The sequence below is a fragment of the Curtobacterium sp. MCLR17_039 genome, assembly GCF_003234745.1.
Lineage (GTDB): Bacteria > Actinomycetota > Actinomycetes > Actinomycetales > Microbacteriaceae > Curtobacterium > Curtobacterium flaccumfaciens.
In genome coordinates this window covers 327962-350912 of sequence record NZ_QKTF01000003.1, presented here as the reverse complement: position 1 = coordinate 350912, position 22951 = coordinate 327962, and the positions used below count along the sequence as shown (strand labels likewise).

General features: G+C 69.5%; 13 protein-coding genes. 4 read left to right on the top strand and 9 right to left on the bottom strand.

Annotated elements, in window-relative coordinates:
* Window positions 1–76: 76 nt before the first annotated feature.
* Genes DEJ00_RS05475 through DEJ00_RS05465 form a run of 3 tightly spaced genes read right to left on the bottom strand, consistent with a single transcriptional unit; the run spans window position 77 to window position 8541 of the window.
* A complete protein-coding gene (locus DEJ00_RS05475) occupies window positions 77–4348 on the bottom strand; it encodes an FtsK/SpoIIIE domain-containing protein (RefSeq protein WP_111056642.1) in 4272 nt (1423 codons plus the stop codon).
* A gap of 36 nt (window positions 4349–4384) precedes the next feature.
* Window positions 4385–5791 (bottom strand): hypothetical protein, encoded by a 1407-nt coding sequence (locus DEJ00_RS05470; RefSeq protein WP_111056641.1) that lies wholly within the window; start codon window positions 5789–5791, stop codon window positions 4385–4387.
* A complete protein-coding gene (locus tag DEJ00_RS05465) occupies window positions 5788–8541 on the bottom strand; it encodes a hypothetical protein (protein ID WP_111056640.1) in 2754 nt (917 codons plus the stop codon). The genes DEJ00_RS05470 and DEJ00_RS05465 overlap by 4 nt, the downstream gene beginning before the upstream one ends.
* Before the next feature lie 253 nt (window positions 8542–8794).
* Here DEJ00_RS05465 and DEJ00_RS05460 point away from each other — a divergent pair, with 253 nt between their 5' ends.
* A complete protein-coding gene (locus DEJ00_RS05460) occupies window positions 8795–9388 on the top strand; it encodes a hypothetical protein (protein ID WP_111056639.1) in 594 nt (197 codons plus the stop codon).
* A gap of 33 nt (window positions 9389–9421) precedes the next feature.
* On the opposite strand, the gene DEJ00_RS05455 is transcribed toward DEJ00_RS05460, so the two are convergent.
* The 6 genes from DEJ00_RS05455 to DEJ00_RS05430 all read right to left on the bottom strand — a co-directional run bounded on the left by DEJ00_RS05455 (window position 9422) and on the right by DEJ00_RS05430 (window position 18110).
* Window positions 9422–9811 carry a hypothetical protein gene (locus DEJ00_RS05455; protein WP_111056638.1) on the bottom strand — a complete coding sequence of 130 codons (390 nt, stop codon included), beginning with the start codon at window positions 9809–9811 and terminating at the stop codon, window positions 9422–9424.
* Window positions 9812–9863: 52 nt separating this feature from the next.
* A complete protein-coding gene (locus DEJ00_RS05450) occupies window positions 9864–10046 on the bottom strand; it encodes a hypothetical protein (protein WP_146247873.1) in 183 nt (60 codons plus the stop codon).
* A gap of 377 nt (window positions 10047–10423) precedes the next feature.
* Window positions 10424–10981, bottom strand: coding sequence for a hypothetical protein (locus tag DEJ00_RS05440; RefSeq protein WP_146247872.1), 558 nt, complete (start codon window positions 10979–10981; stop codon window positions 10424–10426).
* 954 nt (window positions 10982–11935) lie between these two features.
* Window positions 11936–12316 carry a hypothetical protein gene (locus DEJ00_RS18235; RefSeq protein ID WP_139179603.1) on the bottom strand — a complete coding sequence of 127 codons (381 nt, stop codon included), beginning with the start codon at window positions 12314–12316 and terminating at the stop codon, window positions 11936–11938.
* Between the two features lie 104 nt (window positions 12317–12420).
* Window positions 12421–17721: a DUF6531 domain-containing protein gene (locus DEJ00_RS05435; RefSeq protein ID WP_111056634.1), complete on the bottom strand. Its 5301-nt coding sequence runs from the start codon at window positions 17719–17721 to the stop codon at window positions 12421–12423.
* Window positions 17722–17828: 107 nt separating this feature from the next.
* Entirely contained in the window at window positions 17829–18110 is a 282-nt protein-coding gene (locus tag DEJ00_RS05430; protein ID WP_027466625.1) for a hypothetical protein, read from the bottom strand.
* Window positions 18111–18317: 207 nt separating this feature from the next.
* Here DEJ00_RS05430 and DEJ00_RS05425 point away from each other — a divergent pair, with 207 nt between their 5' ends.
* The 3 genes from DEJ00_RS05425 (at window position 18318) to DEJ00_RS05415 (ending at window position 22943) form a co-directional block, all read left to right on the top strand.
* A complete protein-coding gene (locus DEJ00_RS05425) occupies window positions 18318–20483 on the top strand; it encodes an RNA degradosome polyphosphate kinase (RefSeq protein WP_111056633.1) in 2166 nt (721 codons plus the stop codon).
* Window positions 20480–21427 carry an NUDIX domain-containing protein gene (locus DEJ00_RS05420; protein WP_111056632.1) on the top strand — a complete coding sequence of 316 codons (948 nt, stop codon included), beginning with the start codon at window positions 20480–20482 and terminating at the stop codon, window positions 21425–21427. The genes DEJ00_RS05425 and DEJ00_RS05420 overlap by 4 nt, the downstream gene beginning before the upstream one ends.
* Window positions 21428–21833: 406 nt before the next feature.
* Window positions 21834–22943 (top strand): phosphate ABC transporter substrate-binding protein PstS, encoded by a 1110-nt coding sequence (locus tag DEJ00_RS05415; protein ID WP_027466628.1) that lies wholly within the window; start codon window positions 21834–21836, stop codon window positions 22941–22943.
* Window positions 22944–22951 lie beyond the last annotated feature (8 nt).

Genomic DNA, 22951 nt, shown 5'->3' with positions numbered 1-22951 from the left:
CCGTTGCGCGACCAGCAGACGGACTGGAGGCCCGCGGCGGCGTCGCCACGGGCCTCCAGTCCGTCAGTCGGTCGGGTCAGCTGCCTGCGGACGCGGTCTGGACCAGGCGGACGGCTCCGCCGGACGACGCGTAGCCGCGCCCCACGGTCAGCGCGACCGGTGCACGGCGCGGGAGCGTGACGCCGAGCAGCTCGCCGTCGTAGTCGACGTCCGGCTGCAGGAGCACGCCACACCGCGACTTGCGGACGGCGCGGGTCCAGTGGCTGTAGAGCGACCGGAGGTCGGCAGACCGACCGGCGGCGACCACGCACAGACCGGGACGCTCCGTCGCGAGCAGGGTGGCGATCGCCTGGTCGCCGTCGTCGAAGCGTTCGGCGTCGTCGATGAGCAGGAGGACCGGACCGCGCTCGAGCCGCAGCCCGGCCAGCAGTGCGGGGACCTCGTCGGGTCCGACGGCGATGCGGTCGAACGATCCCGAGGCGAGCGGTGACCGACGGTCACAGATCGCCCAGACGGCCGGGCGGACGCCCTCTGCAGCGCGCGCCAGTGCCGCCAACGCCAGCAGGACGGTCGACTTCCCTGAGCGCGCCGGCCCCGCGACGAGCACGTGTTCGCCGTCGTAGACCTCGAGCGTGGCCGGAGCGAGGTCGTCCTCGGCGATCCCGACCGGCAGCCGCCACGGCTCGCTGGAAAAGACCGCACCGGCACCGAGCTCGTCGACCAGGACGGCATCGGGCAGCCGCCCGACCGCACTCGCCTTCGGAGCGGTGCCGGACCAGCGCTCCGCGAGGCGCTCGACCGCCTGCGCGAGCGGGACGTCGGGTGTCGCCACGTGTGACTGCAACCGCAGGACCGAGTCGATGAAGCGACCCGGCACCGGCGGCGGGACGTCCTTGGGGCGGACGCCGATCGAGGCGTAGTCGTACGGGTCCGCCAGGCGGAACATCCACTTCTGGGTGGTCACTTCGTCCATCGCGGACGGCACGGCCTTGGCCCGTGTCGTCGACACGGCGAACGAGATGCCCAGCGCGGGCCCCTCGGCGTAGACGCGGTACAGGGCGTCGAGCAGCAGCTGGCCCTCGAAGTCCTGGTACTCGTCGCGCAGTGCCGCGAGACCGTCGATCAGCACGATGGCACGCCGGCCGCCCGGAGTGGCACGACGGCGCTCGAGTTCGACGCGCAGGTGGCGGAGGAACCGCGCCTGCAACTCCCCCGCGCCGGCACCGGAGCCGACGTAGGCCGTGGTGTGCGGCAGCCGGGCGAGCGGAGCCAGGTCCCCTGGGCCCATGTCGAGCACCAGCAGGTCGAGGTCGTCCGGGCTCGTCGCGGCGGCGAGCTGCAGGGCGAGGGTGGCGAGCGCGGTGCTCGTCCCGCTGCCGGGGATGCCCATGAGCATGAGGTTGCCCTCGTCGAGGTCCCATCCCGTGGTGACCTGACGCTGGTGGTCGGGGTCGTCCGCCAGGGCGACGGGCACCGTCCGCGACGTGTCAGCGGCGTCGGCTGCCGCCAGCGCACCCAGCTCGACGCGGTCGCCGAGTGCCTCGGGCCAGATCGGGCGCGGCGGGGCGTAGCCGGCGGCGGCGTTCGCCTGCCCGATCGACTCGATGAGCTGGTCGAGGTCGGTCACGTCGGACGCCGTCGGAGCCGGGGCGGGCATCGGCGCCGGAACGCCGAAGACGTCCGTCGGCCGGACGGACACCGGCTGTTCGGCGCGTTCGTCACGGGCTCGGCCGGTGACGAGGGCTGTCTGCACCGGGGTGATGTCGTCCTGCCCGAGCTTCACGTAGGCACGACCGGTCTGCTGGCGACCGATGCCGGCGGCCGCGGGGACGCCGATCACGTTGGTGGAGTCCTCGCGGCTCTGCACCCGCAGCGCGACACGCATGTTGGTGTTCGCCAGGATGTCCTCGCTCACCACGCCGGCCGGCCGCTGGGTGGCCAGGATCATGTGGACGCCGAGTGTGCGCCCGACCGCCGCGACGGCGACGAGCGAGGTCAGGACGTCGGGGAAGTCCTTCGCCAGCATCGCGAACTCGTCCACGACGAGGAGCAGGCGCGGCATCGGCTCGTCCGGCTTCGTCGCCAGGTAGGCGTCGAGGTTGTCGATGTCCGCCCCGGCCGCGGCGAACACCCGCTGCCGTCGCTCGAGCTCGGCCTCGAGCGCACGGATCGCCCGGTCGGCGAGCTGCTCGTCGAGGTTGCTGATCGTGCCGATGGTGTGCGGTAGCCGCTCGCAGGCGGCGAACGCGGCGCCGCCCTTGAAGTCGACGAGCAGGAAGTTCAGGCGCGTCGGGTCGTTCCGCGCAGCGAGCCCGGCGACGAGCGACCGCAGGAACTCGCTCTTGCCCGATCCCGTCGTGCCACCGACCAGGCCGTGTGGTCCGTCGCGGACGAGGTCGATCTCGAGGACGCCGCTCTCCGACGAACCGATCGGCGTCGAGAAGCCGGTGCGGGCGTCCCAGGCCGTGCGGATCGCATCGGCTGGGCTCGTGCCCGTCGGGGTTCGCGCGACCGTGTCGTCACCCGCGAGCAGCTCCGGCAGGCGGACGAGCGACGGCAACGACGCACCCGGCACCAGCAGTTCGGGATCGTCGAAGTGCGCCACGCTGCGGGCGCTCCGTTCGGCGGTCTCGGCGCTGAGGCCGGCGAGCACGACGTCCTCGACGCGGGTCCGGTCCTCCGGCCGGTAGACCGTCGCTGCGGCGTCGGCCCCGACCGTGATGATCGTCGTACAGGCTGCGGGGAGCTGCTGCTCGTTGGTCGCGATGACGATCCCGCTCACCCGTCGGGGCTGCTCGCCGGGACGGAGCGACTGTCCGGGCACGGTGCGCCCTTCGCCGAGCAGGTTCCGGGCGGGTGCGTCGCGGCCCTCGGTGAGCACTTCCGAGTCGACCACGACGAGCAGGTTCGGGGTCGGGAGTTCGTCGAGCGACTCCCGCAGCCCCCGGAGCATCGCGGCGCTCTGGTCGCGCTGCGCCGACATCCAGCGGGCACCGGTGCTGCTCCCCGCCACGCGCGCGTGCGGCAGCCAGGAGGCCCACCCCCAGTCGTCCGCGCGGCCGGCGTCACAGAAGATGCCCACCGTCAGATCGGCGGGCCCGCAGTGCACGGTGGCCTGCGTGAGCAGACTGCGCGCCAGCGCGAGCGCGCCCTCGCGGTCGCCGACGATCCCGACGACGCCGGCGTCGGACAGGTCCGCCACGACCGGCGCAGCGGTGAGGCGACTGTCGGCGACGGCGGCCTTCGCCTCGTCCTCGAGCTTGGACGACGCCGCCCGCTGATCGAGTTCGGGGCGCCACGGTGCGTCACCGGTGCCGGCGTGCAGGCTCAGGAAGTCAGCGTCCTCGGAGCGTCGCTGCCACAGCAGGGTGGTGGGGAGCTCGGCCCGGCGGACGACGGTGGCCGGGTCGGGGACGAGTTCCTGCCGACGGGCCGCCTCGACCGCTGCGGCCTCGGCGATCTCACCGCGGAAGGACTCCACGGCCTCGGCGAAGCGGGTGTCCTCCTCCTTCAGGTTCTTCGCCCGACGGTGCTTCTGCTCGAACCACATGCCGATCGCGGTGACCGGCGACAGCAGCGCAAACAGAGCGAACCGGGCGTCGCCGAGCAGGAGCACCATCGCACCGGCGAGGACCAGTGGCGCTGCGACGGTGATCCAGCTGAACTTCGAGGCCTGCGGGACCTCGCGCTTGGCCGGTGGGTCGACGGTCTCGGTCTCGGTGTTCCGCCCGGCTCGGGGCGGGCGGTTGAACGGCGCGGTCGCCGCGGGCGTCAGGTTGGCCAGCGAACCCGCGGCCGGCACGGGTACCTCGTCCAGCGCCGGCCGGACCAGCAGCACGGCGCCGCCCACGATGACGCTCGTAGTCCCGGTGAGCAGGACTCCCTCGGCATCGATGCGCTCGCCCGCGATCACGGTGCCGTTCGTCGAACCGGCGTCACGCACCCGGACCCCGTCGTCCTCGCGCTCGATCGTGCAGTGCTCCCACGAGGCGCTCTCGGTGGGCAGCACGACGTCGGCTTGCGGCGCCCGGCCGACGACGAGCTTCCGGCTGCGCGGGACCGGTACGACGAGACCCGCGTCGAGTCCCCCGGCGAGGGTGACGCTCCACCCGTCGATCGTCTGCGGTCGCTCCTGCGGTGCGCGGCCGATGCGGGAGCCCTCGAGCAGGACGAGGTCGCGCAGCGGGGTCGCCGCACTGGTGCGGTGACCGTCGACCGCGAGGGTCGTCTCGGCGTCCAGTTCGACGCCGATCGCCGCCGAGAGGAGCTCCCCCAGCGAGGACGCGCCGGACCACCCGTCGACCTCGACCGCTTCACGTCGGTCGTCGAGCTCGATCAGCAGGCGCATGCTCGCGGTGTCCTTCTCGGGTAGTGCGTGGGTGGGTCAGTGTGCGGTGGAGTCCTCGAACCACACCAGCGAGGTGGCTTTTGCCGCATCGTCGCCGGATGCGTCTTCGGAGCCAGCAGCGGCGGCGTTGTCGGGTCGGAGTCCGAGTGGCTGTGCCGAGGCCGCCAACACCGTCGCGGACGCACCGAGCGCCTGCTGCCGCGTGAAGTCGAGCGCCGGACCGGCGATGCCCGCCGCGGAGTCGAGGTCGAGCGCGGCGAGGGCATCGGTCACGTCGGAGGGCTCCGTGCTGCCGGCCTTGCCGACCGCGCGGACCAGGGCGACGACTGCGTCGTGGCTGCGGGCGTCCGCTGCTCCGGCCACCGCCGAGAACGGCCGGTCACCCGTCAGGTTCTGGGCGTCAGGATCGTCGGCGAGCACCCGGACCCCACCGAGGAACGCGGACATGGCCCGGCCTTCGGCGTCCGAGGAGAGCGCCCGTGCGTCGTCGGTGGCCACCCCGACGGTGCGGAAGGAGCCGCTCAGGCTGCCGCCGGCATCGATGAGTGCGGCGCCGAAGGCCGGACTCGTCGCGTCCGGGGTGAGGACGACCGGCACGGTGACGTCTGCGGCCTGCAGTGCCGCCACCAGGGCACCCTGTCGTTGCGCGGACCCGCTGACGACGACAGCGTCCGAGTCCGGCGTGGCCTTCGGGCCGGCGTCCGCGGCCTCGGCGGTGTCGTCGTCTGCGTCGGTCGCGCCGGTCCGCGAGGCGATGGTCGCGGCGAGCTCCGCGGTGTCTGCGGTGTCGTCCCCGTCGAGGACGTGCGCCACTCGGAGGTCTGCGGGCGCACCACCGCCGAGGTTCACCAGGAGCGGCGACTTCGCGTCGCCGAGCGCCGTCGTCATCGCGGCGCCGATCGACTCGGCGGTCGGCGCGGTCGACCACGAGTCCTTCTCGGCCGAGGCGTAGGGCACCACCACCGGGATGTGCTTCTCGGCCGCCGTCGTCAGCGCTCCGGAGACGTGATTGCCGGACGACGCGACGACGATGCCCGCGACGCCGCTCTTCGCCAGGGACTCCACCGCGGTCTTCGCCCCCGCGGACGTCCCGCCGTCGTTCTTCGTGACGAGGGTGATGTCGGTCCCGCCGAGCGCCAGTCGTCGCTCGGCCACCAGGGTGCCCTGTGCCGCCTCGTTCCACTCGGACCCTTCACCGTCGCCCAGGGTGACGACGACGCCGATCTTCGTGGTGTCGGGGACGTGCTTGACGGTGATCTCCACCGGCACGGTGGCCGGGACAGCCTCGGCCGGCGTGCTGCTGCCGATCGCCCGGAAGGTCAGGACGGCAGCGACCACCGCGGCGACCAGGAGCACCGCGATGGCGGCGATGACCAGCGGACGGCGATTACGCGGACGTCCCGCCTCGGTGCCATCGGACTCGTCGATCGTCTGGTCGCTCATCGGTCCGCCCCGATCCGGAAGGTGTACAGCGTGGTCGAGGTCGCGCTGGCCGGCACCTTGAGCTGGAAGGCGGGCAGCGTCGTCGCGGCGTCGAGGGAGGCTCGGAACTGCTCCTGCTGGAGCAGGATCCCGGCGACGTCCTCGGCGCGGACGTTCGCGTAGCCCGCGGCGTTCTGCGATGCCAGGGCGAGCTGGTAGTCGGCGGAGTCGGACTTCGCCGCGCTCGTGGCCATCGCGCCGAGGATGCCGGATCCGTTGACCTTGCGGTCGCCCAGGTCGAGCATCACCCGGTTGAGGTCGCCGGTGAGCAGTGTGGAGGCTCCCTGCACGTCGCGGGTCGAGGCGCTCGTGCTCGCGGCGATCTGCTCGAGACTCGAGGCTGTCTGACGGTCGACGGCGGATGCCAGCTCGGAGCCTTCCTGCTCGAGTGTGCCCTTCTGCTCGTCGATCGTGCCCTTCGAGTCCTTCGTGACCTCACCCGAGGTGGACCGGAGCCCGGCAATCGACTTGTCGAAGGCGTCGCGGACGGCCTGGTTGCTCGCGGACGCCGTGGTCGAGACCTTCCGCACCTGTGCGTCGATGGCCTTCTTGAAGGTCTCCGACGACTGGTCGGAGGCGTCCTTGAAGGTCTTCTCGACCTCGGCAGCGAGGTCGATCTGCGTCTGGCGGACGGTCCCGAGCTGCGTCGCGATGACCGTCTGCGACCTGTCGGCGTCCGAAACCGCTGCGCGAAGTCGTTCGATCGTCGAACCCACGTCGTCGCTGCCACCACGGACGGCATCTCGGACAGCGCGGATGCTGTCGTCGAGCGCGGTCAGGTCAGTCCGCAGGCCGGCGATCGCGCTGCCGATGGACCCCTCAGCCGTCGCGTCGGCACTGGTTGAGTCGACGACTTCCTGCCAGCGCGCCGTCTGGTCGTCCAGTCGTTCGTCCATCGGGTCGGTGAACCCGAGGCCGGGCTGGAGCACGGTTCCCTCGGGCGCACCGGCGCAGGGCTCGGCCGTCAGGTAGCCACGGAGACGATCGGCGTCGGCCTGGTTGAGCTGTCCGAGCGTCGCGAGGGTGCAGAGCTGGTCCGCGACCGCCGAGTTCTGGCGCTGCATCGAGAGCGGGAACCCTGCGCCGTCGACCAGGTCACGTGCCGCCTCGGCACGGTCGTGCGTGGTCTGCACGGCCGTCGCCAGTGCGTCGATTCGCGTGCCGATCTGGTCCGCGCTCGCCGACAGCGCGCGCAGGGCGTCACCGGTGCCGCCGTCGCCACCGTTCTCGTACTCGTCGAGGGCATCGGAGATGCTGGTGAGCTGCGCGTCGAGGCCGGCAGCGCTCGCGATCGCGGCGTCCACCGTCTCGGGCTGCAGCCGCGCGGCGAGTGCCTGCCCGGTGCTCACCAGCCCGATCAGCGAACCGTTGATCGCGGTCGACGATTCGTAGAGCGTGCAGGTCAGCGAGTCTCGCGCGTCCGTCGCGGCGCAGGTCGTCGCGTCCGGGTCCTTCGGGCCGATGGCAGCGGCGAGCTGCGCACTCACCTGCTGCTTGCACGCCTCGCTGGCATCGGCGTAGCCGGTGAGCTGCGCCGAGACGCGGAGGAGGTTGCCGTAGACACTGCCCCCGGCGGACGGGGTCTTCGGCGTGGCCGCGCACCCGTTGCCGTCGAGCACCGTTGCCGGCGCGGTCGCGGACGTGTCGCCGAGCAGGCTGTCGAGACTCGTGGTGGTCTGCTGGAGCTGCTGCAACACCGTCGACTGCGTGGCCTTGACCGTGGTGCCGAGGTCGCTGTTCAGTGAGCCGAGCTGTCCGGAGAGGGACTGCATCGTGCTGGCCAGGGAGGAGCTGCTCTCCTTGAGGCGCTCGGCCGTGCTGACGCCGAGGGTCTCCGACGTCGTCTCGAGGTTCGACCGGACCTCGGTGATGGTGCCACCGGCACGCGCCAGCACCTCGTTCACCTGCGAGATCAGGTCGATCGTGCGGCGCTGGAGCGCGAGTTCGGAGTCGCTGTCGGACCCGAAGGCCGCGTTGACGACGCCCGTGGAGGACAGGTCCGTGGACAGCCCGGGCTGCGCGGCGACGTCGATGGTGGGCGCGGTGAAGTCCTCGACGTCGGCGACGAGGTGCAGCGTGCTGCTCGCGCCGGAGGTCGGCGGGGCGAGCAACCGGCCCCACTGGACGACCGCGTCGCCGTCCTCGTTGGTGCTCACGACACCATCGGTCGACGAGCCGGAGTCGGCCGAGTCCGTGACGACGCGGTCGGCGGCGGTCCCCGCCAACACGGTCGACGCCGCGATGCTGAAGGGCGCGCCCACGAGTGCCGGGGTCGAACGCGACGTGCCGGCGACGTCGTAGGTCAGGTTCTTCGACGTGACCGTCAGGTTCTCGATCGTCAGGTCGATCGACACCCGACCCGAGTACCCGTCGAGGTCGGCCAGGTCCGTGCCGGTCTTCTTCTTGGTCGAGTACTGCGTCGTGATGCGCAGTGGCAGGTCACTCGCCGCCTTCGCGGGGTCGTGCTCGGTCGTCGCGGACGAGGAGTCCTTGCCTGCGACGGAGATAGCGGTGTCCGAGATCGACGTGATCGAGCCGTCCGCGGCGAGGCGCGTGTCGACGGTCTGCAGGACCCGCGAGGGGTCGGCAACAGGCTTGTCGTCGGAGGTGCAGCCGGCGAGCACCAGCGCAGCGATCCCCGTGACGGCGACCGTCCCCGCGATCCGTCGTCCGGTCCGTCGTGCTCCGGTGTTCCCGGCACGCTGGTTCATCACGGTCTTCCCCCCAAGAGAATCGTCGAGCACATCGATGCTAGTTGCTGAACGGCGTCAGGTCCGGGCTGGTCTTCCCCGGGAGCCACCCCCGTTCGGGCCACAGCTCGCTACTGAAATCCAACATAGAGCATCCGCGAGGGTGCCCGTACCTGTCCACGGGGCGCTGATACTCTGCACGCATGATCCAGGGGGACCAGGGCGTCACGCCCTTCGAACGCCGGCGCACGAACGCACGAACGGGGGCGGACCGGTGAACATCAACCTGTCGCCGGTGCTCATCGCGCTGATCGCCATGATCGCCATCCCGGCCGCCGTCAGCGCGCTCGTCCGTCAGAACGACCGGAAGCGGCCACCGTCCACCGTCGTGGGCGACGAGGCGTACGGCGTGCTCTTCACCGTCCGTGCTCGCCGGTTCAGCTACCTGCTGCTCCGGATCATCGGGATCGTCGTCATCGTCGTCGGCGGGTTCTTCTTCCTGGCCACGCTCAGCCTGCTCGACGACCCCGACGCGATCGGCATGCTCATCGCCGGCGTCGGCATGGTGCTGTTCGGGATCCTGTTCGTCTACCTCGGCGTCGGTCAGAAGCGCCGTCGCGTCGAGGCGTACGACTCGCAGCTGGTCGTGACGCCGATGTTCCGTGCCGCGCGGACCGTCGACCTGGCGGCGATCAAGCGCATCCGGCCCACCACCAACCGGTTCGGTGGCCTGGACATCAAGGTGAACGGCCAACGCGGCGTGATCAGCGTCCTGTCGATCGACGCCGCCTATCCCGAGCTCTGTGCATGGCTCGAGCAGCGGGCGCCCGCGCAGTGGGGTGAGTTCGTCGGGGCCTTCGGGCGCTGAGCGGCGCGCTGCTGCTGCACTTGGCCGACGGACCTACCGTGTTCGCACGGGCTCGAAGCTCTTCACGTACACGGCCTGGCGGATCGTGTTCAGGAATGCCCGCATCGTGAGGGAACCCTCGCCGACGTCGAACCGGTAGCGCTCCCCCTCGATGACGCCCCGCGCCAGTTCGTCCTCGTTGTCGCGGTTCACACCCCAGGTCTGCACGAGCGTTCCGCAGTCGGACGTCTCGAACACGACCTGCGACGTCGACGAGCCCACGCCCTTCAGGGAGCGAGACGAGTCCGCACTGCTGTGCGCGGAGCTGACGGTGCAGACGACGTGCACCCGGTGTCCTGCGTCGTAGACCTTCAACGTGATCGGCCCGACGAAGAAGCCCAGCAAGGGAACGAGCACGACGAAGGCGAAGACGATCGAAGCCATGATCCTGTCTCGCGGTACGCGTCTTCGCCGTGCGAGTCGCTCAGCCCTTGAATCACTCATCGACACCGGCCGCGGGCTCACCCGGCTCGCTCACGCCGTACACCTCCGGAGCCAGCGTCGACCACGGCGCATGCTCGGGCTGTCCGAACGTGGCGACGAGGGCAGATCGCATGGGGGCTATCTGCACAGCCGACGCGGCGTCCTCGACGGCGTGGTCGTCGAGTTGCTTGAGCAATTCCGACATTGTCATGTTTGCTGTGCTCCTTCAGTGCTGGAACAGCGAGTCCATCACGGGAATGTGCGCGTCGCCCGCAGCAGCGCGGAGAGTGACCGCTGGAACGCTTTGGTCGCAGGGACATCGCCCGCGCCGTCAGGCGTGACCACGAACATGTCGCCCATGCCCCCTGCCCCCGTGTTCGACGCGGAGTAGATCCTTCGGTAGATCCGCCGCCGAGCAAGCCACGCCTCCTCGACGCGGAGTGCCTCGGCCTGGCGGAGGTAGAAGCCCTCCGCCTCACGAGCCCCCATCCGGCAGAGGAATCCGGCCACCTCGTTGCACAGCACGACGACCTCGTCCCGTGTGCTCCTTCGTCTCAACATCACCGCTCCGGCTCACTCGTCGTTTGGGCTGTCACGCGATCCACGCCGGGGCGTCTCCGAGGCGAGCACGCCGGTGTAGCTGTAGATCTCCGGCGCTACCTTCCGGATCTTGAGGCCGGCACGCAGCCTGAACGAGCCAGCACCGACAGTGAATCGGTAGCGCTCGCCTGGTTCCACCGCGGACGCTATTCGCTGCATGCTGGACCGATCCACGCCTTCCAGGTAGAGGAGATTCCCGCAATTCGCGTGGAAGGTGACCTGGGGTTGTGCACCGCCGGCTCCCTTCGCGGACCGGGAAGACGACATGTTCGCCTCTGCCGAATCGACCCGACACACGACGTTCATGCGGTGCCCATCGTCGTACCGCCCGAGAATCGACGGGCCGAAACCGAACGTGGCCACCGGGAGCCCGATGATCAAGAACAACAGTCCGACGGCCTGCAACCGCTCAAGAAAGACACGTGCAGGGCTCTTATGAGCAGGACGAAACGTGCCATCAGAAGCAGCACTCACCAGTAAATGATCGCCTCCAGCCGCCTTCTTCGCCAACCGGACGTTCGGTGTCTCCACGTGCCATGGATCCCCGCATCGCGTCCGCTCCGCTGGGAAGTCCGGGGTCGAGGTGGATAGTAGAAAAAGCGAGGTCACTGGCTTCGGTCGATAGCTCATCTTCCACACAAACCTGTTCGAAATCCCGTAGAGGCTAGCAGCTAGGTGCTTCACTGAACTCTTTCGCCCCTACTTGCGGACTTGGCTATAGCCGTAAACCGTCGGAGCTACTTTGACAAACTTGAGACCCTTCCGCAGATTGAACGAGCCAGCACCAACTTCGAACCGATACGGCGCGTTCGATTCAACCGAGCCGGCTATTCGTTTCATACTCGATCGATCGACCCCGTCTGCGTAGATGAGATTCCCGCAGTCTGTATGGAAGGTCACCTGCGGTCGCGAGCCTCCCGCGCCTTTCGCAGACCGTGAAGACGCAATGTTTGCTTCGGCGGAATCAACTTTGCAGGTTACTTTGATTCGATGAGAATCATCGTATCGCCCGAGCCAGGTCGGTCCGACCGTTAATGCCAGGAGAGGAATCACGATGACGCCTAGCACGATTGCTACTGCAATCACTCGATTCCCCCAGACGGGTGCCCTGCTTTTCCTCTTTCGGAGCAGCTTCGACGCAACCCGATCATCTTCGGTGGACTTCACCAGCCGACCCTGGCCTCTATGCGCGGCTGGGACCCGCACATCGGCTCGTCAGCGCCGCGTATGGCCCCGCTCAGTAAGGTCCTGCCGAAATCATCGCCTTGCACGTCCGGCCACCGCCATCGAGGGCACGGACCGCCGAGGACCGAGTACGGCGTCGCTGCGAAAGCATGATCACCAGCGAGCACGAGGGGCAAGGCGATTCCGAGTGCACCGATCGTCGCCGCAGCCATGAGGACGCCGCGATGCTGCTCGACGCCACCCGCGTGCGGGGACCCAACCCCTAGAGACCATGCGTGAACGTCGAGACCGCGTCGCACGCTACTCCTGGGTTGCCTTGAAGTCGCGCACATCAGGTGCGACCTTGACCAGCTGAAGAACCGAGCGCAACCGGTAGGTCCCCTCTCCAACTATGAATCGGTAGCGCTGCCCCGCCTTGAGTTCGTCGGCCACCCGATCGACATTGTCCTTGTTGATACCTGAGTCGATCAGCAACCGCCCACAGCCTTTTGTCTCGATGACAACTTGACTGCCCGAACTCCCGACGCCCTTCAAGGAACGACTCGAAGTACTCCCCGCTTTTGCGGATTCAACAGTGCAAGTTACGGACATTGGGTGAGAATCGTCGTACACGCCCAAAGCGATCGGCGCTACAAAGAATGCCAAGATCGGGAAGACAACGACGAGGAAGAGCAAGAGCACGGCGATGGTGCGGTTCCGAAATACACGCCGCCTGGCGACGTCCGTCCCAAGCCGGGTCTCCGTATTCGGCACGGTTACGCTCTCTTTCTCTCGTCGCCCGCCACTCATGGCGCACGATGTGAAGTGACGGTAGGACCCCGCGCCCCTGCAAGGAACCCTGTTCCAAAGGTCTGGACCAGGTTTGCGCGACTCTGATCCCCGCCCGGGCGGACCAGCTCATTTGCCACGGCACCAAAGCCGCCTGCACTGTGGTTCACCGCACCACCGATCAAAGCGGTCGCTGATGGAGAACTGAGGTCCAAGTTCTTGACGATCTTAGCTCCGAGCGCCCCGGATCCCAGGCTGAAGCCCGCCCCCAGACCGAAGCCGGACGCCGCAGACGCCGCGTAACCGCCGGCAGTGTGCGAGACGTCTTCGTCGAACATGTACCCGCCGACGTTCTGCGTGGCACCTGACACTCCTGACGAGATCGCCGAGCGAGTAGTCGATGTCAAGGCCTGCGTGCCGATCCGCTGGAGCACTGGAGCACCTGCGCGAGCAGCCGCTGTCCCGAGTTTCGAGAGACCCAGCGCGCTTCCCCCTCCGGCAGCTCCCGACACACCACCAACGAGAGTGTCCAGGCCGACCTTTCCCCAATCGACCTTGCCGTTCTCCCCCCTGTTTTCCTTGATCGATAGCCCCCCGGCCAAAGCAGCTCCGCCGCCGGCCATCACGGCAATCGCGACCACCGGGCCGATCGGTGTGCACATCGCGAGGACTGTCGCTGCGACGCCGAGGCCGATGGCGATGTTCGAGATCAGCTCCGAGTGCTCGTCGGCCCAGTCACGCACGTTGGCGATTGCACCCTGATTCGCATCCCGGTAGGCCTGCAAGTCCTTGTCAGTCGCCGGCCGCAACCCGAGCGGGTCGACGGCTTGCAACGGATCGTTGCCCGCGTACGAGTACGGGTTCCCCGACCACGCGGCACCCAGGATCGGAGCCAGCGGATCGACCGACAGGAAGCCCCGCGCCGCAGGGTCGTACACACGGGCCCCGAGCCACTCCAGCCCTGCGACGGACACCCCACCCGAGCCGGTCAGGGACACCCCCGCGGGCAGCCCGACGTCGGTGACGGCAGCGAGCGCAGCCCACGGGTCCGCAGCATCGGTCGCGCGCGCACTCCGCCAAGCGGGCTGCGTCACGGCATCGCCGATCGCGGTGACACCCCCCGGCAGGTCGAGCAGCGACGTGTCGGCGATGCTGATGAGTGACGGCACGACCGCGGCGGAGTCCCACCACGCGGCGACCCCACCCACCTCGGCGAGCTCACCGAGCGCGTCGACCCAGACGTCGAGCCGACCGGTCTCGGCGTACGAGGCGTCGCGGTCGACGACGGCAGCGAGGTACCCCAGGTCGGACCACGCGTACTCGGTGGTCGAACCATCGGCTGCGGTCCGCCGGATGCGGCGGCCGAGACCGTCGTGGACGTACTCGGTGCGGCCGGCCTCGGTGGTCGTCGCGACCAGCTGTCCGGCAGCGTCGTACTCGTGGCGCGTCTCGACACCGCCGACGGATTCGACGACGAGTCGCCCACCGTCGTCGTAGGCCCACGTCGAGTTCCCGGCGCGCACGAGCTGCCCGGCGGCGTCGTACTCGTAGGACACCGCTCCGGACGGTCCGTCGACCGCGGTGATCCGCGCATCGGCATCGCGCTCGATCCGCGTGCTGCTGGCACCGTCGAGCGTGGTCGAGGTGTGCGCGACGAGGGCGCCTCCCTCGTACGACCACGACTGCACCAGGTCGCCCGTGGCCGCCTGGACGATACGACCCGAGGCGTCGTAGGTGAACGCGCCGGCAGCGGTGCCGTCACGGTCCACCCCGACGACACGGCCGACGGCATCGCGACGGTAGGTGGTGCGGGTGCCGTTCGGGTCGACCCGAGTAGTGCGGTTGCCGTCGGCGTCGTACTCCCACGCGACGGACTGGTCGCCTCGGGCTCGGCGGACGAGCAGGCCGCGGCGGTCGTGCTGGAGCTCGTGCTCGATCGTCCGGCCTGCACCACGGGTGTGGTCCGACACGACGACAATTCGGTGGACGGCGTCGCGGGTGATCTCCGACTGCACCGCACCGTCGACGAGCACGGCCTGCTGGCGGCCGGCTGCGTCGTACGTCCACTCGGTGGTGCGGCCGTCGGGATCCGTCTGGCGGATCTGGCGCCCGGCCGGGTCGTAGGCCGCCGTGGTCGTCCGTCCGAGCGGGTCGGTGACGGCGACCACGTGGTCGGCGGCGTCGTACTCCCGTCGAGTGGTCCCGCCGGCAGGGTCGGTGATCGTCACCAGGCGCCCGCGCTCGTCGTACTCGAACGAGGTGACCCCGTCGAGACCGTTGACGACCTGGATCAGCTGCCCGGCGGCGTCGTAGCGGAACCGACGACGGCCGAAGCGTGCGTCGTGGCTGGAGACGAGCCTCCCGGCCTGGTCGTAGCGGAACCGCGCGGTGCCGGAACCCGGAGTCGACTGCGTGACCACGCGCCCGACGGCGTCGTACGTGATCTCCTCGACCTCGCCGGTGGGCAGGGTCCGGGCCACGACACGGGAGTCCGCGTCGTAGGTGAGCGTCGTCCGCGCCCCCGCGGCGTCGGTGGCTGCGGCGGGACGCCCGCAGGCGTCGTACTCGTACGTGGAGCGCGCGCCCGAGGGGGCGACCAACGCGACGACGCGACCGGCGAGGTCGCGCTCGAGTCGGGTCAGTCCGCCTTCGCCGTCGACGAGTTCGAAGGGGCGACCGGCGGCGTCGTAGGTGATGAGTTCGGAACCGGTCTCGTCAGACGTGGACTCGACGGGTCGGCCGTACTCGTCGAACCGGACGGTCGCGGTGTCGAAGGCGTCGCGCAGCGTCGCGACGCCGGTCGCGACGTCGTCCGAGAACTCCTGACGGACGCCCGTCGGGTCGACGGTCGCCGTCAGCTCGCCGACGACGTCGTACTCACGCCGCCAGGTCGCGCCAGCGGGATCGGTGACGGCCTGGAGGCGCGACAAGGCGTCGTGCGCGAACGTCCAGACCGCGCCGCCCGGCAACGCGAGCTCCGCCAGGTTCCCCTGGTCGTCGAACGTCCGTGAGACGCGTCGACCCAGTGGGTCGGTCGTGGTCGCGAGTTCGCCGTTCGGGGCGTACTCGAGCGTCGTCCGTGCTCCGAGCGGATCCGTGATCGCAGCGATCCGTGCTCCGGCGGCGTACTCGAAGCGCCAGACGGCTCCGTCGGCGTCACGTCGTTCGACGAGGAGCCCGGCGGCGTCGTAGCGGTACTCGCTCCGTGCACCGGATGGGCTGATCGCGGCGACCGGGTGACCGGCCGCGTCGCGCTCGATCCGAGCGGTGTCGCCGACGGCGTTGGTGGTCGAGACGAGCTCACCGAACGCGTCGTAGGAAAGCGTCAGGACCACGCCGGTCGGGTCGACGACATGGGTGAGGGAGCCGTCCTGCCAGGTCAGCTCCGTCCGGCCGCCGACCGGGTCGACGATGACCGACGGGTCGCGGTCGTCGCCCACGTACTCGTAGCTCACGACGGCACCGGCCTCGGTGACGACCGTCGTCACGCGGTCCTGGTCGTCGTACCCGTAGGTCAGGTCGCCGCCGGACGGCGTGACGGTCCGGGTCTTCCGGCCGCGGTCGTCGTACGCGTGGACGGTCACCGACCCGTCGCGCTCGGTCGCCGACACCAGGTTGCCGTGCCGGTCGTAGCTCATCGACTGGCGTCGGTCGTCGGAGTCGATGACCCCGACGAGACGCCCCTTGGCGTCGGCGATGTAGGAGTTCGACCGCGAGCCGTCGTGGTCGGACACCACGGTGACGCGGCCGGGCAGGTAGGCGAACCGCACGGTGCGGCCGTGCGGGGTGATCTGTTCGACCACGCGGCGCTGGTCGTCGTAGGTGTTGTCGACCTCGACGACACCGGCCGCACTCGTGACCGTCGTGATGAGGTCGTCGTCGTTCCAGCCGTAGGCCCGGGTGCCGACGGCGTCGGTCACCGAGGCGAGTCGGCCGCGATCGTCGTACCCGTACTCGATCCGGCGGCCGTCGGAGGCGCGGAGCACCGCCACCCGGCCGTCGACGTGGTCGATGTCGATCGAGCGACCGCGCTCGTGCACCAGGCGCACGACGACGTCGTCGGCGTCCCGCTCGACGCGGACCGCGGTGCCGGCACCGCCGCGCTGTCCGAGCCACAGCCCGGACGGCGAGAAGTCGATGCGCTCACCCTGGTTGTCGCGGACGACGAGTCGGTCGCCCTCGGCCGCGAGCCAGCGGTTCTCGCCGACGCCGCGGGCCCACCCCTCGCCGTCACGTGGGAAGCGCACCTGGCGACCGTCGGCGCCGACGAACGACGCGCCCTCGTCGTCGAGGAGCAGACGGGTCTCGAGGATCGACGCCCACCCCGGACCGAAGAGGCCGACGTGCTGGTCGAGGGAGTTGTACATGCGGGTCACCTGCAGCGCCGCAGATGCACCGGTGAACGCCAGGTCGAGCTCCGGCTCGAGGAAGTTGCCCGTCGTGGTGTTCACCGGGTCCATCGAGAAGCCGGTGGTGGGCTGGGCGCCGTAGGCCGATGGTGGATCGAACTGCAGGTCGGTGCGGGACTGCGAGACCCCGGCGGCAGCCAGGGCTGCGGCGAGCGCGGCGTCCGAGACGGTGGACACGGCGCCCTCGCCGCCAGCGGCCGCGAATGCATCGGCGATCGTGTTCGCCCACGTGACGTCCTGGTCGTTGGCAGCAAGCCACTTGTCGAACGCTGACACGAGCCCGTCGGCGTTGATCGTTCCCCACGAGCACTTCGTCGCGAAGTCGTCGAGCTTGCCGCGGAGCCCCGCGGGCTTCCCGGCGAGGTCGCTGTTGAGCGAGGTCGATCCGGCGGCGAAGGAACGCAGGTCCTCCGGCTTGGCGGACGAGGTCCCGCCGCCACCACTCCCACCCGCGCCCGGATTCGGGGTCTGGCGTGTGGTCGACTTCGCACTGGCGGGCGCGAAGGTCGGAGCATCCTCGTGCTCGACCTTGGGCGGCTCCGGTGCGCCGGCGACCTTGTCGTGCATCCACTCGAAGAAGTTCCGGTCACCGTACTCGGCGTACCAGTCGCGGGCTTTCTTGCGACGGGCGTTCTCGCGCTCGGCGGCCGCCTTCATCTGGTCGACCCAGCCCGCGACGGTGCGCAGGTTGGTGGCGATGTCCTCGGCGTCACTCTTCGCGGTGCCGGCGTTCTGCGCGAAGAGCTCGGAGAAGTGCCCGCGGAACTCCTGCGATGCGGTGGTGACGTAGGACTGCCGCGAGCCGGCCTGACCCTCGATCGACTCGGCCGCGTCGTTCAGCGCCGTGCTGAGTGCGTCGGCCGTGCCGTTGTCGAACTTGACTGGCTCATTGCCGTGCAGGTCCACCATGGTTCATCCCCCGAAGTCGTGCTGATCGTGCTGGTGAAGCGGCCCCACCGACCGCGAACGCCCGGACCGCCGCGAGTGCGACGGTCCGGGCGGGAACAGGCCGGTGCTTACGCGCCGCCACCTGCGGTGAAGATGTCCTGCGAGATCTTGTCGAGCTGCGTGCGGAGCTGCTCGAGCTCGGTCTTCGCCTTGTCCAGAGCAGCCTTGGTCTCCGGCCAGGTGGACCCGCGGAACGTCGCCGCGAGCGGGCCGTCCCAGACGTTCGAGTCGGACAGGATCCGGCCCTGGGCGTCGAGCTGCGAGATCTGGTCGGTGAAACCACCGTTGATGATCGACTGGACCTGACGGATGGCGGTCTTGGCCTGCTCGGTCGAAAGGACACGCGACATGATGAACCTCTTTCATTCGTAGCTGCACCCCCGCGCAGTGGAATCCCCCCGGAGGCTCTGACACGGCCCACCATACCCACAAACCCAGGCAGATGTCACCGTCGGTATATCGTGACCCTTCCTCCACATCCGAACGGTTCACCACCGGTTTCCACAGCGTCCACCGGGGCCCCTCCGGTGGCAGGGGCCGGGTGGCAGGATGTGGGGATGGACACCGAACCGCAGCTCGACGGCGAATCCGTCGCACCCGACCTCGACGACTTCGACGAAGTCATCGAGATCGAGCACGAGTCACTGCCGACGGACCGCTACTTCGACCGTGAGCTCAGCTGGCTCCGGTTCAACCAGCGCGTGCTCGAGCTGGGTGAAGACCGCACGCAGCCCCTGCTGGAGCGGGCGAACTTCCTGGCGATCTTCGCGTCCAACCTCGACGAGTTCTTCATGGTCCGCGTCGCCGGCCTGAAGCGCCGCATCGACACCGGCATCGCCGTCCCGACCAACGTCGGCCGTGCCCCCAGCGACGTCCTGCGGGACATCGCGAAGAAGGCCCACGAGCTGCAGGACCGGCACGCCCAGGCCTTCATCGGGTCACTCAAGCCCGACCTCGACGCCGCGGGCATCCACATCGAGCACTGGTCCGACCTCGACGAAGCCGACCGGCAGCGGATGCGGGAGTACTTCAACGAGCAGATCTTCCCGGTGCTCATGCCCCTGGCCGTCGACCCGGCGCACCCGTTCCCCTACATCTCCGGGCTCTCGCTCAACCTGGCGGTGCGGGTCCGCAACCCGAAGTCGCAGCGCCAGGAGTTCGCGCGCCTCAAGGTGCCGCAGAACTTCTCCCGCTTCATCAAGCTCCCCGACGACAACTCCGGCCGGATGCGCTTCATCCCGCTCGAAGAGCTCATCGCGAACCACCTCGACGACCTCTTCCCGGGGATGGAGGTCCTCGAGCACCACGTGTTCCGGGTCACCCGCAACGAGGACGTCGAGATCGAGGAGGACGAGGCCGAGAACCTCATCCAGGCCCTCGAGCGCGAGCTCCTGCGCCGCCGGTTCGGTCCGCCGATCCGCCTCGAGATCACCGAGGACATGGACCCGGTGACCCTCGACCTGCTCGTGCGTGAACTCGACATCACCGAGGAAGAGGTCTTCCGGCTGCCGTCGCCGCTCGACCTCGGCGGACTGTTCGAGATCTCCAAGATCAACCGCCCCGACCTGCACTACCCCAAGCACGTGCCGACCACCCCGGTGCAGTTCCAGCCGGGTGAGCCGAACACGAAGCCCGACCTGTTCCGCGCGATCAAGGCGAACGACGTCCTGGTCCACCACCCCTACGAGTCCTTCGCCACGAGCGTGCAGGCGTTCCTCGAGCAGGCCGCGGCCGACCCGAACGTCCTGGCGATCAAGCAGACCCTGTACCGCACCTCCGGGGACAGCCCCATCGTCGAGGCGCTGATCGACGCTGCGGCCGCCGGCAAGCAGGTCCTCGCCCTGGTCGAGATCAAAGCTCGCTTCGACGAGCAGAACAACATCACCTGGGCCCGGAAGCTCGAGAAGGCCGGCGTGCACGTCGTCTACGGCCTGGTGGGGCTGAAGACGCACTCGAAGCTGGTGCTCGTCATCCGGCAAGAGGGCGGGACGCTCAAGCACTACAGCCACATCGGCACGGGCAACTACAACCCGAAGACCTCGCGCATCTACGAGGACATGGGGCTCTTCACCTCGGACGACACGGTGGGCAAGGACCTGACCCGCCTGTTCAACGAGCTGTCCGGCTACGCCATCGAGAAGAAGTTCAAGCGCCTGCTCGTGGCACCGCTGCACCTGCGGAAGGGCCTGCTCAAGCGCATCCAGACCGAGGCCGCCAACGCCCGCGCCGGCAAGCCCTCGGGCATCCGGATCAAGGTCAACTCGATGGTCGACGAGCAGATCATCGACGCGCTGTACCTGGCGAGCCAGGCCGGGGTGCCGATCGACGTGTGGGTGCGCGGCATCTGCTCGCTCAAGCCGGGCATGGAAGGCGTCAGCGACACCATCCGCGTGCGGAGCATCGTCGGGCGCTACCTCGAGCACTCCCGCGCGTTCGCGTTCCACAACGACGGCGACCCGGCGGTGTTCATCGGCAGCGCCGACATGATGCACCGCAACCTCGACCGACGCGTCGAGGCGCTCGTGCGACTGGTCGCCCCTGACCACATCAACGAGGTCCAGGAGATGTTCGACCTGGCGATGGCCGACACCGCCAGCTCGTGGCACCTGGAGTCCGACGGCGAGTGGACGCGGCACTCCACCGACGATGCGGGCCGTCCGCTCGAGGACGTGCAGAATGTGACCATGCGGAAGATCTCGGCCCGGAAGCGCTCGACTCGGTGAGCGGCGGTCCCTCGGGCCCCGTCGTCGCTGCGGGTGCGGTCGTCTGGCGCGAACAGGACGGCACGCCCCTCGTGCTGCTCATCCACCGCGACCACCACAAGGACGTCTCCCTGCCCAAGGGCAAGGTGGACCCGGGCGAGGCCGTCCCGACGACCGCCGTGCGCGAGATCGACGAGGAGACCGGGTACCGCGTCCACCTCGGCGCACCGCTCGGCACCGCCGAGTACGTGCTGCCGAACGGCCGCGACAAGGTCGTGCACTACTGGGCGGCCCGGGTCTCGGCGAAGGAGTACGCCCGCGCGGGCGCCTTCGTGCCGAACCACGAGGTCGCGGCGCTCGAGTGGGTGACCATCGACGACGCCCGCAATCGCCTGACGTACGAGCGGGACGTCGCGATCCTCGACCGGTTCGCCGAACGCGCCGCCGCGGGACAGCACCGCACGTTCGCCCTGATCACCCTGCGCCACGGGAAGACGGTGCCCGGCTCGGACTGGGACGGCCCCGACGCCACCCGTCCACTGCTGCCCGTCGGCCGCTCGCAGGCCAAGGCGGCCGCGGCACCGGTCGCAGCGTTCGGCCCGAAGAAGATCGTGAGCAGCACGGCGGCGCGGTGCCTCGCGACCGTCGAACCGCTGTCCGCCGCGACCAAGCTCGGCGTCTCGAGCACCCCGGACCTCAGCCAGGACGCCCACGACCGCGGAGCCGCCGACGTGAAGGGCGTCGTCCGGCGCCGGCTCGACAAGGGCAAGACCGCCGTGTTGTGCTCGCACGGCCCGGTACTGCCCGACATCATCGCCCGGATCGCCACCGCGACCGCCGACGAGTCCGGCCGCTTCGACCTGCGCCGCGCCGCGATGCTGTCGGTCGGGGACTTCTCCGTCATGCACATCGCCGGGGACACGCTCGTCGCGGTCGAGACGCACCGCAACACGATCCCGGCGTAGCCCGCCACCGGCGGACCGCAACGGTCCGGCGGTCCGCAGCCCTGCCCGACCGCAGCGTCGGCGGACGACAGTGTCGCCCGACCGCAGCGCCGCCGCACGGCTGCCGACGCGCCCGGCACCCGGCCACAGGACGGGGCCGCGCCGCGCCCGGGAACGCGATCCGGGCCTCCCGACCGCTCGTCCGCGATCATGCGTGCGCATCTTCCAAACGAGCGCACAGTGCCCCCGATCCTGCTCCTTGCGCGGGTGCGGCGCACGCCGCCCCGACGCGGACAACCCCTCGTTCACCTCCCGTTCACCAGCGGGGGTGATTGCGGTCACCTCGCGTCCCTACAGTCGCTCCCGGGTCGGCACCGGCCCAGGGACCGCAGTGGTCCCACTGCATTCCATTCCCGAAGGGACCCCTGTGAACATCAAGCGAATCGGTTCGATCGCAGCAATCGCGATCGCCGGCGCAGTCGTGCTCTCCTCGTGCGCGGCAAACGAGGACGCGGGCAGCACCGAGTCCTCCTCTTCCACCAGCGGCAGCGACTACTCGAAGCTCTCCGGCACCCTGACCGGCTCCGGCTCGTCCGCACAGCAGACCGCGCAGGCCACCTGGGCCGCCGGTTTCCAGAACGAAGCCTCGGGCGTCACCGTGAACTACACGCCGGACGGCTCCGGTGCCGGCCGCGAGAACTTCATGTCGGGTGCCGCGGACTTCGCCGGCTCCGACGCCGCGCTGAAGGACGAGGAGCTCTCGGGCAAGTTCGAGTCCTGCAAGGCGGACACCAAGGGCATCGACATCCCCGTCTACATCTCCCCGATCGCGATCGCGTACAAGGTCGACGGCGTCAGCGACCTGACCCTCGACGCGAAGGCCATCGCGGGGATCTTCTCGGGCAAGATCACCAAGTGGAACGACTCGGAGATCGCCGGCCTGAACAAGGACGCGAAGCTGCCGGACGCGAACATCACGGTCGTGCACCGCTCGGACGACTCGGGCACCACGCAGAACTTCTCGGAGTACGTCTCCGCGAACGCTTCTGACGTCTGGACCGAAGAGCCCAGCCAGACCTTCCCGTACTCGGTCGGTGACAGCGCGAAGGGCACCTCCGGTGTCGCCTCCGCGATGGGCAACGCCACCAACGCCATCACCTACATCGACGACTCCGGTGCGGGCGACCTCGACCGCGCGAAGCTGATGGTCGGCGACAAGGCGACCGAGATCTCGGCCGACGGTGCCGCGCAGGTCGTCGCCGACTCGAAGATCGCGACCGGCCGCGAGGACAACGACCTCGCGATCGACATCGACCGCAAGGACACCGCTGACGGTGCCTGGCCGCTGGTCCTCGTCTCCTACGCCATCGCGTGCCAGGAGTACAAGGACGCCGACAAGGCCGAGCTCGTGAAGGGCTACCTCGACTACGTCGTCTCGAGCGCCGCTCAGGACGCCGCTGCCAAGGAGGCCAAGTCGGCCGCCCTCTCCTCCGACCTCGCGTCGAAGGCCAAGGACGCGGTCGCGTCCATCAAGTAAGGCCCCTT

What these genes read in the sequence shown, in the direction of transcription:
- DEJ00_RS05430 (WP_027466625.1), bottom strand. Translation starts at nt 18,110, where the DNA reads ATGTCGCGTGTCCTTTCGACCGAGCAGGCCAAGACCGCCATCCGTCAG.
- DEJ00_RS05470 (WP_111056641.1), bottom strand. Translation starts at nt 5,791, where the DNA reads ATGAGCGACCAGACGATCGACGAGTCCGATGGCACCGAGGCGGGACGT.
- DEJ00_RS05435 (WP_111056634.1), bottom strand. Translation starts at nt 17,721, where the DNA reads ATGGTGGACCTGCACGGCAATGAGCCAGTCAAGTTCGACAACGGCACG.
- DEJ00_RS05465 (WP_111056640.1), bottom strand. Translation starts at nt 8,541, where the DNA reads ATGAACCAGCGTGCCGGGAACACCGGAGCACGACGGACCGGACGACGG.
- DEJ00_RS05455 (WP_111056638.1), bottom strand. Translation starts at nt 9,811, where the DNA reads ATGGCTTCGATCGTCTTCGCCTTCGTCGTGCTCGTTCCCTTGCTGGGC.
- DEJ00_RS05475 (WP_111056642.1), bottom strand. Translation starts at nt 4,348, where the DNA reads ATGCGCCTGCTGATCGAGCTCGACGACCGACGTGAAGCGGTCGAGGTC.
- DEJ00_RS05425 (WP_111056633.1), top strand. Translation starts at nt 18,318, where the DNA reads ATGGACACCGAACCGCAGCTCGACGGCGAATCCGTCGCACCCGACCTC.